Source organism: Nocardia sp. NBC_01327 (assembly GCF_035958815.1).
Lineage (GTDB): Bacteria > Actinomycetota > Actinomycetes > Mycobacteriales > Mycobacteriaceae > Nocardia.
The window spans coordinates 4380419-4394322 of record NZ_CP108383.1 but is presented as its reverse complement, the minus strand read 5'-3'; the positions used below and the strand labels follow the sequence as shown (position 1 = coordinate 4394322).

Annotated in this window: 14 protein-coding genes; 9 read left to right on the top strand and 5 right to left on the bottom strand. The window is 68.0% G+C overall.

Annotated elements, in window-relative coordinates; genetic code table 11:
* Positions 1-14 precede the first annotated feature (14 nt).
* Positions 15-722, top strand: a complete 708-nt coding sequence (locus OG326_RS20050; RefSeq protein WP_327146179.1) for a hypothetical protein — start codon at positions 15-17, stop codon at positions 720-722.
* On the opposite strand, the gene OG326_RS20045 is transcribed toward OG326_RS20050, so the two are convergent.
* Positions 719-1504: an IclR family transcriptional regulator gene (locus OG326_RS20045; protein WP_327146178.1), complete on the bottom strand. Its 786-nt coding sequence runs from the start codon at positions 1502-1504 to the stop codon at positions 719-721. The two genes, OG326_RS20050 and OG326_RS20045, sit on opposite strands and share 4 nt — an antisense overlap.
* A 128-nt stretch (positions 1505-1632) precedes the next feature.
* Here OG326_RS20045 and OG326_RS20040 point away from each other — a divergent pair, with 128 nt between their 5' ends.
* The 5 genes from OG326_RS20040 to OG326_RS20020 are packed head-to-tail and all read left to right on the top strand — an operon-like array spanning position 1633 to position 7562.
* The gene (locus tag OG326_RS20040) at positions 1633-2112 is read left to right on the top strand and encodes a flavin reductase family protein (RefSeq protein WP_327146177.1); all 480 of its coding nucleotides are present in this window, start codon (positions 1633-1635) and stop codon (positions 2110-2112) included.
* Positions 2109-3578, top strand: coding sequence for an acyl-CoA dehydrogenase family protein (locus OG326_RS20035; RefSeq protein WP_327146176.1), 1470 nt, complete (start codon positions 2109-2111; stop codon positions 3576-3578). Before OG326_RS20040 ends, OG326_RS20035 begins: the two co-directional genes overlap by 4 nt.
* Entirely contained in the window at positions 3575-4963 is a 1389-nt protein-coding gene (locus tag OG326_RS20030; RefSeq protein WP_327146175.1) for an aldehyde dehydrogenase family protein, read from the top strand. Before OG326_RS20035 ends, OG326_RS20030 begins: the two co-directional genes overlap by 4 nt.
* Complete coding sequence (locus OG326_RS20025) at positions 4960-6102, top strand: FAD-dependent oxidoreductase (protein WP_327146174.1); 1143 nt, start codon at positions 4960-4962, stop codon at positions 6100-6102. Before OG326_RS20030 ends, OG326_RS20025 begins: the two co-directional genes overlap by 4 nt.
* Positions 6099-7562 (top strand): aldehyde dehydrogenase family protein, encoded by a 1464-nt coding sequence (locus OG326_RS20020; protein ID WP_327146173.1) that lies wholly within the window; start codon positions 6099-6101, stop codon positions 7560-7562. The genes OG326_RS20025 and OG326_RS20020 overlap by 4 nt, the downstream gene beginning before the upstream one ends.
* Here OG326_RS20020 and OG326_RS20015 read toward each other — a convergent pair.
* The 4 genes from OG326_RS20015 to OG326_RS20000 are packed head-to-tail and all read right to left on the bottom strand — an operon-like array spanning position 7516 to position 10263.
* Positions 7516-8091, bottom strand: coding sequence for a neocarzinostatin apoprotein domain-containing protein (locus OG326_RS20015; RefSeq protein ID WP_327146172.1), 576 nt, complete (start codon positions 8089-8091; stop codon positions 7516-7518). The genes OG326_RS20020 and OG326_RS20015 overlap by 47 nt on opposite strands.
* A gap of 8 nt (positions 8092-8099) precedes the next feature.
* The gene (locus OG326_RS20010) at positions 8100-8513 is read right to left on the bottom strand and encodes a neocarzinostatin apoprotein domain-containing protein (RefSeq protein WP_327146171.1); all 414 of its coding nucleotides are present in this window, start codon (positions 8511-8513) and stop codon (positions 8100-8102) included.
* A gap of 20 nt (positions 8514-8533) precedes the next feature.
* The gene (locus OG326_RS20005) at positions 8534-9112 is read right to left on the bottom strand and encodes a neocarzinostatin apoprotein domain-containing protein (protein ID WP_327146532.1); all 579 of its coding nucleotides are present in this window, start codon (positions 9110-9112) and stop codon (positions 8534-8536) included.
* Positions 9112-10263, bottom strand: coding sequence for a hypothetical protein (locus OG326_RS20000; RefSeq protein ID WP_327146170.1), 1152 nt, complete (start codon positions 10261-10263; stop codon positions 9112-9114). Before OG326_RS20000 ends, OG326_RS20005 begins: the two co-directional genes overlap by 1 nt.
* Positions 10264-10519: 256 nt before the next feature.
* Here OG326_RS20000 and OG326_RS19995 point away from each other — a divergent pair, with 256 nt between their 5' ends.
* From OG326_RS19995 to OG326_RS19985, 3 genes are read left to right on the top strand one after another with little or no spacing between them, the layout of a single operon-like run.
* Positions 10520-12160, top strand: a complete 1641-nt coding sequence (locus tag OG326_RS19995) for a nitrilase-related carbon-nitrogen hydrolase (RefSeq protein WP_327146169.1) — start codon at positions 10520-10522, stop codon at positions 12158-12160.
* Positions 12157-12966 carry an oxidoreductase gene (locus OG326_RS19990; protein WP_327146168.1) on the top strand — a complete coding sequence of 270 codons (810 nt, stop codon included), beginning with the start codon at positions 12157-12159 and terminating at the stop codon, positions 12964-12966. The genes OG326_RS19995 and OG326_RS19990 overlap by 4 nt, the downstream gene beginning before the upstream one ends.
* Positions 12963-13904 carry an alpha/beta hydrolase family protein gene (locus OG326_RS19985; RefSeq protein ID WP_327146167.1) on the top strand — a complete coding sequence of 314 codons (942 nt, stop codon included), beginning with the start codon at positions 12963-12965 and terminating at the stop codon, positions 13902-13904. Before OG326_RS19990 ends, OG326_RS19985 begins: the two co-directional genes overlap by 4 nt.

Here is a 13904-nt window from a genome sequence, read left to right as displayed (position 1 = left end):
CCGAAGGGATTTCCATGGGACCGCATCACTACGGATGGTGGATCCTGCTGCACTTGGTGCTGTTCGTGTTCTGGCTGGGCGGTGATCTGGGGGTGTTCTACTCCAGTCGTTTTGTCATCGACCCCGCGCAGACACCTCCGGCACGGGCGACCGCGCTGGCGATCATGAGCGGGCTGGATCTGGGGCCGAAGATCTGCCTGGTGCTGTTCCTGCCCAGCGGCGTCACCTTGATGGCGATGGATCCGCACGGTGCGACCCTGTTCGGAATCGCGCTGTTCCCCTGGTGGTTCGTGGTTGCCGTCTGGCTCTTCGCCGCCGGATGGCTGGCACTGGCGATCGCGGCGCACCGCACCCACGGCCGGATCGCCATTGTGCGGCAGGCCGATCTGAGCATCCGTCTCGCGGTGATCGCGGGTATGGCCGCCGCCGGTGGCTACACACTGCTGGCGCACGACCCGTTCGGCGTCACCACCGACCCGCGCTGGCTGGGCGGCAAGATTCTGCTCTACACCGCCGCCGTCGCGGCGGGGCTCGGTATCCGAATCACCTTGCGCCCCTTCGGTCCCGCATTCGTGCGATTGCAGACCCAGGGCTCCAGCCCGGAGGTGGAGAACATTCTGCGCCGCAGCGTGAACGGCTGCCTGCCCTATGTCTGGGTCATCTGGGGCAGCGTGCTCACCGCCGCGGCGCTCGGAGTGTTCAAACCCGGAGCGAATCTCTAACCGGAGTAACCGAGTTGGGTCGACAGCGCGCCGGAGGCCTTGAGCAGCATGGGTACGTACTCCTCCATACGAGGCTCGAACCGCGACAGCGGACCACACACACTGATGGCGGCAACCACGCCGCCGTCGTGATCGAGAATGGGCGCGGCGACCGACGCCGCCCCGATCTGCCGCTCCCCCAGCGATACCGCGTAACCGCGCTTCCGCACGGCGTTCAGCTCGGTGCGCAGTTTGCGCTGCGAGGTGACGGTGGCGTCGGTGAACGCGGTCAGCTCGTGGCGGCCGAGGTACTCGTCGATCTCCTCCTTGCGCAGGTACGCGAGGATGACCTTCGAAGAACTGCCCGCATGCAGCGGATACGGTTGCCCCAGAGCCACTTCCATCCGCAATTCCTGATCCGGCACCACCTGGTCCACATACATTCGCGTATCGCCGCGACGGATGGACAGGGTGGCGGTCTCACCGGTGAGCGAGGCCAGCCGCCGTAGCTCCGGCGCCGCCATGACCCGCAGATCGGTCCGCGCCAGATAGGCCCGGCCCAGCGCCATCGCGGCATGCCCGAGCGCGTAGCGGCGGGTGGTGGGTTCCAGGGTGATCAGATCCCGGCTGCGCAGTGCGGTGAGAATCCGGTGCACCGCCGCCTTGGTGATATTGAGTTCATTGGCGATCTCGGTGACTCCGAGATCGGGCCGGCCGCTGCGTCCGAACAGCAGCAGCACGTCCATGGCACGTTCGACGGCGGCGATCGAACGGCTCTGAGTGTCGGATTCGATATCGGGCACGCCGCCGAGTCTAGGCGGCAGATTTCCCGATGGGAAACACCCTCCCCCTGCTGTTCCCCTTGCGCCCGCCCACATCGCGGCGTTACCTTGTGCGTAACAGCGTTTCCACTACCGAAACGGAGTTCCAGATGGAGCCGCAGTATCTCCGTACGGTGCTGGCGCAGTGGGCAACTGGCGTAGTCGTGGTCACCACCCTCGCCGAGGATGGCGGCCGGCACGGCATGACGGCGAGCTCGTTCACCAGTGTGGCGCTCGAACCCCCGCTCGTCTCGGTCTGCGTGGTATCCGCCGGCGCGACCTGCCGAATGATCAGGCGCAGCGGCGTTTTCGCGGTCAATGTGCTCGGCAGTGACCACGAGGAGGTCGGCCGCCGCTTCGCCGGCCCCGGCCTCGACGACCGTTTCGCGGAGGGACGCTGGGATACCGCGACCACGGGAGCGGCTGTCCTCGCCGATGCCGTCGCCTGGGTGGATTGCGCTGTCGCCGCCTGCTATCCGGCCGGCGATCACACCATTGTGCTCGGGATGGTCCAGGATGCGGCGACTCCGCGCCCGACCGCCCCGCTCATCTATCACGACCGGACCTATTACGAGGGGATTGCCCGATGATCGGAGAACGACTCATCGAAGATATGACCGATGCGGAACGTCAACGCGCCCAACGGGTCGAGGCTGTGCTTCCCGCCCTGCGCGCGGCCGCCGCGGAGGCCGACCGGACCGCCACCTTCCCGGTCTCGCATATCGGCCTGCTCCGCGAGGCCGGGCTGCTGGGCCTGGTGGTGCCGGAGCAGTTCGGCGGACTGGGCGGCACCCTGCGCGATCTCGCGGCGGCCACCTATGCCATGGGCACCGCCTGCCCGTCCACGGCACTTGCCTATTTTTTCCACAACACCAGTGCCTCACGCGGTTTGCTGCCGCTGGAGGCCATCGACGCCGGGCTGTTCGACACGGCCGAGATACCGGTGGTGCGCGCCTTCGCCGAAAAGGTGCTCACCCGGATGGCGGACGGGGTGTGGCTGGCGAATTTCGCCTCCGAGTCGGTCAAGACCTCGGGGGCGAACATCACCATCGCCACCACCGCGCACAAGGTGGACGGCGGATGGATTCTCAATGGGGAGAAGTCTTTCGGGTGCGCCACCGGGGTCGCGGACTATTACCTGACCTCCGCCAAGCTCGAGGGCTACAACACCGCCGAAGGTCTGGCCACCTTCTTCGTGCCGCGTGACGCGCCCGGAGTGACCGTGCGCGCGCCGTGGGACGGACTCGGAATGCGCGCGACCGCCAACAATGGCATCCGCCTCACCGATGTGTTCGTAGCCGAGGACGAAGCACTCGGCATACCGGGCGCATTCACCAAGATGCTCACCATGAGCCGGGGCAGTTTCGTGGGCAATCAGCTCGCCATCGCCGCCGTCTACACCGGATGCGCCCAGCGCGTGTACGACGAAATCCTCACCGCCACCACAACGAAGACCTTCGCCGATACCGGCGCGCCCATTGCCTCCTCCCCCGTGCACCAGGTGCTGTTCGGTGAGATGACCCGCGATCTGCAGACCGCCTACCTGTGGCTGCGCTACCAGTTGACGGTCGAGACCGCCGAGGTGCCGTTCAAACCCAAGCAGGAGGTCTTCACGCAGTGGCGGCTCGGCAAGGGCGCGGTCACCGAGGCCTGCTTCCGGGTCGCGCTCGGGGGGCTCAAGGCGGGCGGCACCTCGGCGGCCTCGATGGACGGTATTGCCGGGCGCGCACTCCGGGATCTGGCCATGGGACTTGTCATGACCTTCCCCGCCGAGCGCGGAATGCTCGAGGTCGCCCGCATTGTCACCGAGGCCAAGGCCAACGAATTGTTCGCGACCGCACCCGAGACACCGGCGCCGAACCTCCCGCCGCAGGTGCCGAATACGAGCGGTGACTCCACGCCGGAACCGAAATCTGCGGGCAACACGTCCGAGACGGAATCCGCGGGTATTACGGCCCAGACTCGGGCGATGAACGAAACTCCGCCGGCGACCAGTGCTTCCGCGACGGCGAACGCTGTCACCCAGGACCGCACCACCAGTGAGGTCGCGCGATGACCCCGGAACTGCCCGCCATACGCGATCTCATCGATGATACGTGGGGCACACCGAAGGTGGATCTGGGTGTGGCACTGGAAGATCCGTCCTCCGGCACCGCGATCGCAGAGGCCGTGGCGACCGCGCCCGACCGCGTGGAGCGTGCGCTCGCGGTCGCTGATCGGGCGAGCGGGCGTATCACCGCGGAGATGCTCGAGTCGATCGCCGACGCGCTCGATATCCGGCTGCCCGCCATCACCGAGCTCGATGCGTTCGCGACGGGTGTGCCGATCCGGCAGGCCGAGCCGCTGGGCATTATCGTCTCCGGCGCATTCCGCCTGGCGGCCATGCAGATTCGCGCCGGGGCGCTCCGGGACGACCGCGAGGGTGTCGAAGTGCACCGGCTGCCGCTGGGTCCGGCGCTGTGTCTCGTCCCGTGGAACGCGCCCGCGCCCATGGCCGCGCACAAGGTCGCCAATGCCCTGGCGGCCGGATGCCCGGTCATCCTCAAGGTCAGCGAGCTGACGCCCTACAGCGCGGTCCTGCTGGCCGAGGTGATCGCCGCGCACGTGCCGGCCGGAATGTTCCAGCTGGTCCAGGGTGGCGCCGGGACCGGTGCGCAGCTGGTCGCCGATCCTCGTATCAAGGCGGTGTCGTTCACCGGTGGTGTCACGGGCGGCCGAGCCGTTGCCACCCTCTCCGCACCCCTGTTCCGGCCCTGTCAGCTGGAATTGGGTGGCAACAACCCGCTCATCGTGCTGCCGGATGCCGATCTCGACACGGCCGCGCGGATGGCCGCGGAATTGCTGACCACGCTCAACGGTCAATGGTGCCGGGCCCTGGGGCGATTGATCGTGCCCGCGGACCGAGCCGCCGACCTGGTCGAGGCGATCGGTAAGCGACTCGACTCGCTGCGCATGGGTTCGCCTCTGGATCCGGACACGGAGTTCGGGCCGCTCGTGCATTCACGGCACGTCGCGGCGCTGCGCACCGCGATCGCGGGCCGTGATCATCGCAGTTTCGGCGTCCTGCCCGACGCCGGAAACTACGTCGCTCCCACCCTTCTCGACGATGATCAGCCCGAGGAGGTGTTCGGACCGGTGGCGGGCGTGGTCACCTACGACAGCGTCGAGGACGTGGCGCGACTGGCCAATGCCGTGCCGTACGGCCTGGAAGCCTATGTGTGCGGCGCGGATACCGAGTTCGCGCTCGCCATCGCCCGCCGCATCCGTGCCGGGGAGGTGAAGGTGAACGGCTCGTCGATCATGAGCCTGAACCTCATGACCCCGCGCCCGGCATGGGGCATCTCCGGTCTCGGCGAGGAAGGTACGGCCGAGACGCTGCGCTTCTTCACCGGGGCTCGTGTTGTCGGCGTCGAGGGGCGTTTCGCCCTGCACACCGCATGACCACCGTCGCGATCGCCGGGGCCGGGCCGGTGGGGCTCACCGCCGCACTCACTCTGGCCCGGCGAGGCGTGGATGTGACCGTGCTCGAGGCAGGTCCGGAACTCGCGACGGAATCGCGTGCCTCCACTTTTCATCCGCCGACGCTGGAGATGCTCGACGAACTCGGTGTGGTGGACGCGCTGCTGAACAAGGGCATCGTGGCCGAGACCTTCCAGTACCGCGAACGCGGCGGCGGGGAGATCGCCACACTGAATATGGCAGTGCTGGCGGCGGATACGGCCTTTCCGTACCGCGTGCAGTGTGAGCAGAGCAAGCTCACACCGATCCTGCTGGACGCGCTGCCTAAGTCCGTGCGGGTGCGATTCGATCATCGGGTCGAAGGGGTGGACACCGGCGAGGCCGGGGTGACCGTGAGCACCTCGGCCGGTCCGGTGCGCGCCGATTGGCTGATCGGTGCGGACGGTGCGCATTCGGCGGTCCGGCGAGCCATCGGCGCGAGTTTCGAGGGCAGCACCTATCCGGAGCGATTCCTGGTGGCATCGGTCGAGGAGGACCTCACCGCCGCAATGCCCGGCATCGCGCCCATCAACTATGTCTTCGACCCCGCCGAATGGCTGGTACTGCTGCGCACCCCGGACCACTGGCGGGTCCTGCTACCGACCCCGGAAGGGTCGGCCGACAATCTCGAATTATCCCGTCTCCCCGAGCGTTTGGCGGGCGTCGCCGATCTCGGACGGCCGTGGCGGATTGCCCACGCTTCGCTCTATCGGGTGCATCAGCGGGTGGCGCCACAGTTCCGGGACGGCCGGGTACTGCTCATGGGCGATGCCGCACACGTCAACAACCCGCTGGGTGGGCTGGGTATGAACAGCGGCATTCACGATGCGGTGCGGATGGCAGGGGCGCTCGCCGATGTCCTCACCGGTGCGCCGCAGGGGATTCTCGATGACGCGGCAGCACTGCGGCGCACCGTCGCCATCGAACACGTGCAGCGGGCAAGCCACGCCAATTGGTCACGGCTGCGCGGCCACGACCGCGGATACCGCGACCAGTTGCGCGCCTTGGCTGCCGATCCGGTCGCAACCCGCGCGCATCTGCGACGTGCGTGCCTGATGGATTCGCTGGAGAGGGCATCGTGAGGATCACCCGGGAGAACCCGGCCCGCCCGCGGGAGATAGTCGGATCGGTGCCGATCATGCCACCGGGCGCGGTGGATGTCATTGTGCGCGAATCCGATCGCCGATTCCGAGAATGGTCGGCCTGGCCACTGCCGGACCGGCTGGCGAAGCTGTCGGAAGCGGCGGACGGGCTGGATGCCGAGCGCTCCGAGCTGGCCGCCCTGCTGGCACGCGAGACCGGTAAGCCCATTGCCGACTGCCGTGGCGAACTATCCTTCGCCGCAACCTATCTGCGCTGGATCTGCCGACGAGCGGCCACCGTGTACAGCGATATCCGTATCGACGACGCGCAAGGGCGCCTCACCCTCGCCGCACGCCCGTATGGTGTCGTCACGGCGATCACGCCCTGGAATGCACCGATCATTCTCTCCTTACTCAAGGTGGGCCCGGCCCTCGCTGCGGGAAACACGGTGATACTCAAGCCGTCTCCCCTCGCTCCACTCACGGTCACCAGGGTGGCCGAACTCTTCCCGGTGACCACGGTGGTGCACGGTGGCGCGGAGCTGGTGCATGCCCTCATCGCCCATCCCCTGGTCGGCAAGGTCGCCTTCACCGGAGGCGATGTGGCCGGCCGCAGCATCGCGGCTGCCGCCGGACAGGCGATCACGCCCGTCGTCCTGGAATTGGGCGGTAATGACCCGGCCGTGTTCCTCGACGACTTCGCCTTGACCCCGGACGATTACGACCGCCTCGTCCTCGCGTCCTTCGCCACCGCGGGTCAGGTATGTATGGCCGCCAAACGCCTCTACGTGCCCCACCGTCGTGCGGATGAGTTCACCGAGGCGTATCTCGAAGCCGCACAGCGCATTCTGACGGTGGGCGATCCACTGGACGAAGCGGTCACCATGGGCCCGGTGGTCACCCGGGACGCGGCCGACCGCGTCTCCGCACTCATCGCGGATGCCCGAGCCCGCGGCGGCCGCATCCTCCCGCTGGCGGACGTACCCGAATCATCGGGATACTTCGTCGCCCCGATCCTGGCGCTCGATCTGCCCGACAGTGCGCCGCTGGTGAACACCGAACAATTCGGCCCGGCGGTCCCACTTCTGACCTACCGCGATGAATTCGAAGCCCTTTCTCGTGCCAACGATTCCGCGCTGGGGCTGGCGGCCTCGGTCTGGTCGGCCGACGAATCCCGGGCCTTCGACTTCGCTGCCCGGATCGAAGCGGGATTCACCTTCATCAATACCCACAACCGGACCGGGATGTCGCTGCGCGCGCCGTTCGGCGGAATCAAATCCAGTGGCTACGGACGCGAATACGCCGAAGAGGGGCTCCTCGAATACACCAGGACCACCGTAATTCACTCCCCTGCCGTCTTCCGGGCGGGCGGCGCCGGCATGTCCGCCCGCGCCTATCCCACCGAGACCGCCGTCATCGGGGCCTACGGCGGCGACGGAGGACCACCGCAGCCAGAATGACCGAAAGGACCACCACGACGACGATCGCGATGATCACTCCGACGACCGTCGAATCGGAGGAGCTCGAGTCGGCTGTGGCGCCGGCATTTTCGTGCGATGCGCCGGGTTTGGTGAACGTCAGCGGGACCGACGCCAGAATATCGGCGGGGTTCGTCAGGCTGGTGACCGCCAGGGTGCAGGCTCCGGGGGCGGAAGTGCAGTCGATGCCACCGACGGAGGCCACGAGGGTCACCACCGCTCCTCGAGCACCGGGTTTCCAGATGCCCTGCGCGTCAGCGCCGCCCAGGAGCGAACCGCCCAGGTTGCAGTCGGCGGGGCTGGTGATCTGGGGCTTGCATTGGCCGATGGCGACGGTGGGAAGATTGGGCGGCAGGCCGTCCAACGCCACGGTGATCGATTGACCCACGGTGACGTCGCCGGTGGGGGTCGGGTGCAGGACGGGGGCCGCACCGGCCGGGGCACTGGTCGCGAGCAGCGCGGCGGCCGTGACCGCCGCGCCCGCGACACCTCGAAAGATGTTGCTTCTCATACCTTTTCTCAGCCGAAGGTCAGGGGGATGGACGCGAGGATATTGGTGGGGTCGGTCAGGCTGGTGACGGAGATGGTGCAGGCGCCCGGTGCCGACGTACAGTCGACGCCGCCGATCGAGCCCACCAGGGTGATGGAGTGACTGTCTGCCTGCCAGGTGCCGGAGCCGTCGGCATTGCCCAGGATCGAGCCGCCGAGGTTGCAGTCGTTGGGTCCGGAAATCTGCGATTTGCACTGGCCCACAGCGACGGAGGCGAGACCGGGAGCCAAGCCGCTCACCGAGACGGTGATGGATTGCCCGGCGCCTACGCCACCGGATCGGCTCAGTTGTACCGAGGCCGCCTGTGCCGGCGCGCCGCCGATCAGTGCGACGGTCGCCAGGCCCGAGAGCACGGCACTGGATCGTAAGAGGATTCGAAACATCTTGTTCTCCTTGGGTTCTACTAGAGCCGCCGCCGATCGGCGAAGGCCGTTCCGGCGACGATGACGAGCAGCCCCGCGGTCACCGACCACAGCACCGCGGAGGGGCCGCCGGTGCCGGCGGCAGCAGCCGCGGCGGTGGTGGTTGCCGGAGCCGGGGTGGGGGCCGGCAACTGCGAGCCCGCGAAGGTCACCGGCACCGACGCCGAATTGGCGGCGATGACGGCGGCCGGTTCGGTGCCGGGCAGTGGTGCGGCGGCGATGACGCACTGCTGATGCGTACAGTCGATGCCGTTGAAATGCGGTCGCACAGTGAGCGTCAGGGTCTTGAAGGTGCCGTCGGAGCCGATATTCACGAAGGTCGCTCCGCCGTCGAGGTCGCAGTCCTTCAGACCATTGGTGAAGCCCTGCTTACACATGCCTACCGCCACGGCCGCCAGCCCGGCCTGGAAACCGGTGCCTCCCACTGTGATTCGCTGCGCCTCGGCAAGGTCACCGGTGGCGCTGACGTGCAGTGCGGCGGCGGGGTCGGCGGCGGCCGGGGCGATCACGGTCCATCCCGCGAATGCGAGCGCGGCGCAGCCGCACACAAATGTACGCATCACCGGGCGCCTCCTTCTGTGACGAGTGCGGTGTGGAAGCCGGCCGCAACCCGGTCGCGGGCTGGGTCGGCACGGACGGTGAACAGTGCTGCGGCGAGCACCGGCAGCACCGAGAGAGTCAGAGCTGAGCCCGTCCCCCACACGTGCCCGGCCGCGGCGGCGAATCCGAGGCCCGCGAGGCCGCCCGACGCGACCGTGCACACGGTGACAGCGCTGCGTGCGAGGCCCTCGGCGACCGAGAACTCCTGACTCGACAGCGAATCCAGCACCGACAGGCAACGGACCGCTGCCGCGAGCGTCACGGCCGTCCCGACCGCCGACTGCCACGCACCGGGTGCGGTGGCAACCAGCAGCGCACCCCCTGCGGCGAGGATCAGCAGCGATGGGATCGCGGCGGCGTGCCGTCCGGGTAGCAGCGCGACGAGGACCATGGGCGTGGCAGCCGAAGCCAGATACCAGGGATGGTCGCCATCGAGCACATTCCAGCGAAACAGCAGTAGATGAAGCGCGGGAAGCAGTGCGGCTCCGACGGCGAACCCCGTTGCGGCATAAGCGGTTAACACCCACCGCGCCTTCCGGATGAGTCGCAGGATGCCGCCGCTCGCCTCCATACCGGCAGGCCGATTCAGCGCGATGACCGCAACTCCCAACGCCACTGCGACCGAACCCGTTGCCAGCACAGCGATTCCGGGATGCTCCAGGCATCCACCGGCAGCCAGCGCTCCCCCGACCAGCCCGGCGGCCGGCACCGCGTAACCCGCCCGCACCCGAACCTGCGAGGCGAGCCCGGCCACCAGCACCGGACCCATCAGCACACCGGCGACCAGCACGCCTCCGGTGAACGTCCCGATTCCCGGAAACGCCCCCGCGACAACCAGTCCCGTGCCCGCGAGCACACCGCATCCGCCCGTACCGCGGCCGGAGGCGATGAGTCGCCATCGCACGGCGGGCAGCACCCCGACCACCCCGAACCCGACCGCGGTCAGCGCGATGTACCCGACGACCGCGCCGGGCAGCCCGACGACTCCGCCGAGTGATTTGTCCAGCAGCACGATTTCGATGCCGGCCATCGGTCCCACCACCGCCGCGAGCAGCACGGTGAGCCAGGAGCCGGTCATGCGGTCGAATCCGGATGCGTTTCGCGTCGACATCCTCACCTCCAGCACGTGTTTCGCTAGTGGAAACACGGTTTCGCAGTTGCCATATTGAACCTGCGTCACCTGCGGGTGTCAAGGCCGCAGCGGCGCGTAACCGCCTGGAAACAGCAGGTATTCACCCGTAGCGATTACAGCGGCGTGAAATATCGGCCGACCTCTGGACAGATGAGCGCGACCGGTACAGAATCACGAATATTGGAAACAGTGTTTCGATCTCCGAAACATGCACCGAGTAGGAGGGTGCGAGTTCATGACCAGAGTCGCGGCCGCACAACTCGCCGCGGGCACCGATGTCGCGGACAACCTCGACGCCTGCCTTCGCATGATCGATGCCGCTGCGGCGGAGAACGCGGAACTGGTGGTATTGCCCGAGTTCTGTAATCACCTATCGTGGTACACCGACCGCGCCCACGCGCACCGAATGGCCTGCCGCCCCGGCGACTCATTCCTGGCCCCTATCGCCGAACGCGCCGCGCAGCATCGGATCTACCTCAAGATCGGCGTGACCCTCGCCGGCGCGTACGGTCGCACCACCGGAACCGGTCTGCTGTTCGGACCCGACGGCTCAGTACTGGGGCAGTCGGACAAGCAGATTCTGATGGGCGCGGAGAACGACCATCTCGATCCCGGCCTGTTCGATTCACCGATCATCGACACCCCGATCGGACGCATCGGCATGTACGCCTGCATGGAGGGCGTGACCTGCGAGGTGGCGCGCTCACTGGCCGTGCGCGGTGCGCAACTGCTGCTCAACAGTCTCAATTCGTTCGCGACAGATGAAGCGAGCCTGCACATTCCGGTCCGCGCCGCGGAGAACAAGGTGTGGGTGGTGGCCGCCAACAAGGTCGGTCCGCTGCTCCCGGCGCAGCAGCTGCCCGCCATCGCGGCGCGGCTGGGCGTCCCGCCGGATCGGCTGCACGGCGCGGGTGAGAGCCAGATCGTCGCGCCGGACGGCAGCACGCTGGCCAGGGCTCCGGCCACCGGCGAGGCGCTGGCGATTGCCGATATCGACATCGACCTGGCCGATGACAAACGCCGGCCGGACGGCACCGACATCCTCGCCGCCAGACGGCCGCGGCTCTACACACCGCTGCTCGCTGAACCGTCGCTCCGGCAAGCGCCGGCGGGCGCGGACACACTGCGTGTCGCCGCCGTCCTCCCCGATCTCGATGTGATCGCCGAGACAGTCTCGGACGGTGCGGAATTGCTGGTGCTTCCGGAAGCGTCGACGCTGTCCGCCGCCCAGGTGATCGCCGCCCTGCGGGGCACCTCCGCGCACGCTGTGCTCACCGTCCGCGAGGGCGGCGCACAGCACGGACTACTGGTCGGCGCCGCCGGCATTGCCGGACGCCAGCCGCAGCTGCACCGCACCGGCCGGCACCCCTGGCTCACCGACACCGGCTCTCGGCTGGAGATCTTCGAATTGCCCTGGGGCCGAGTGGCGCTCGCGGTCGGCGACGATGCGCTGTTCCCGGAGACCTTCCGGCTGGCCGCGATCCAGGACGCCGATGTCGTCGCGGTCGCGCACTCCCCCGTCGAATCGTGGGAGTCGCGCCTCGGCCTGCCGGAGCGATCCGCGGAGAACCGCCTCAATGTGGTTGCCGCCGGACTGGATCCGCAGGGCGGCCTGGTGGCCGCCGTCTACGCGCTGAGTCCCGATTTCACCCTCTGGACCGCCTGGAGCGGCCCCTTCACCGGCGTCATCAGCCACCCCGAGATCACCACCGCCGCTGCCGGAGCGACCCGGGTGCACGCACTGGTCCGTCCGGCGCAGGCCGTGAACCGCAATGTATCCAAGGGCACCGACCTGGTCGGCGGACGGCCGCGCCCCGCGCTCGCCGCCCTCACCCGGGAGCCCGCCACCCTGACCACCCAACCGGAGCTGCCATGAGTGAAACCGTGCAACACGTCGAGCAGATGGTCGACGAAACACCCAGAATCGATGTGACCGAGACATTCCTGGAATGGCAGGCGCTACTGGGCGGTCTCAAGGACAAGATCGCCGAGCGTTTCGAACTGCACCGCGACCCGTCCACCGAAGACCTGCAGTCCTACGGCGATGCGGCGACCGGTCCGTCCGGCAGTCTCGCCGCCTACTCCGGTCCGGAGATCGATTGGCTGGTGCATTCCTGGATCGGTGATCCGCGAACGGGTTTCGTGAATCTGCACCTGACCGCCTGGCTGGGCCCGCAGGTTCGCGTACCGCATCTGGGCTCGGCGCTGCTGCTCTGGCCGGAGGGATGGTTCTACGTCGACGGCGTCCCGCGCGGCGACCTGGTCGGCGACGGCGATTACTTCGACGACTACTACGCGGACGCGGATGCCCCGTGGCTCCAGTTCAAGCAGGACCATCCGGACTTCACCTGGTTCACCAGCCGCACCGGTTTCATTCGCGCCAGTCTCTCCCCCACCGCCTACTGCTACTCCTTTCCCGCCACCCGGCCCAATCTCGACACCGTGCGTGACCTGCTGACCGCGAAGGTGGACCAGTGGCTCGGCTGGGTCGATGCCGCCGCGCCCGTACCCGCCGCGGAGCGGACCGAGCTCGCGGCCCGGGATCTTCGCATCCGCCGCAATATCGCCGAGCGTGATCCCGCGAATGTCATGGGCGAGCGCATGTTCGGACCGGAATTGACCCAGCGGTTGGTGCGCGCCCTGTGGGGCGGCGACCGCGTGCTGCCGAGGCCGGAGGCATGAGCATGATCCGTTCGCTCTGGTGGTCGGTGCGCACCGAGGGTGCGGCGCCGTTCGATACCGCCCATCTGAAGGTCTACTACCCGGCCGTGGCCTCCGGGACCGATGCCGAACGGCTCAGTGGCGTCTTCTCCCCGGACGCCGCCGCTGCGCCGTATCCCGTGGTGCTGTTCCTGTCCGGGGTGAATGTCGGCCAGGACTCCTACCGGCGTTTCGCCACCGCCGTCGCCGAATCCGGTTTCGTCGTGGTGACTTTCGACCGAGTGGCCGAATTGTTCGGCGGGGTGCGCGGCCTGACGCCGGGGGTCGATATCGCCGCCGCCCGGCCTGACACCTACGGCACCCGGCCCACCTGTCCCACCATTCCGGCGGTACTGGCGGCGCTCGCCGAACTCAATGAGACCGAACCCTTGCGCGGCGCATTGGATCTGGATCGGATCGCTCTCGGCGGTCACTCGGCCGGTGGCACCGTCGTACTGCAGTCGGCGAGCTATTTCCCCTCCGTGCGTGCGGTCTTCGCCTGGGGTGCGCACACCATGGTGGCCACCATGCTCGGCTGGGATCCGGGGACGGTGCTGCCCGCACAGGTGAACTGCCCGGTATTGCTGGGTGTCGGCACCAATGACGGTGTCATCAAGGGCAGCGCCGACCGCTACGGCGAAGGCGAGGACCGGCCCGACCCGGTGGCGCGCACCTTCGCGGAGGCCCTGCCGGAGGGCGAGCACCTGCTCGCCATCGTGCCGGGCGCCAACCATTTCGGCATCGCGGACGCCGATCCGACCGCCGCGCGCGCATTTCTGGACGGTCCGGCCGAGACCGACGCACTTCCGGGATTCGCGCGACTCACCGCGCTGTTCCTGCACGCGCATCTGCGTGATTCGGCGACCGCGCGCGATGAACTCGCGGGCTTCGACGACGGCATGTTATTGAAACGGCGATAG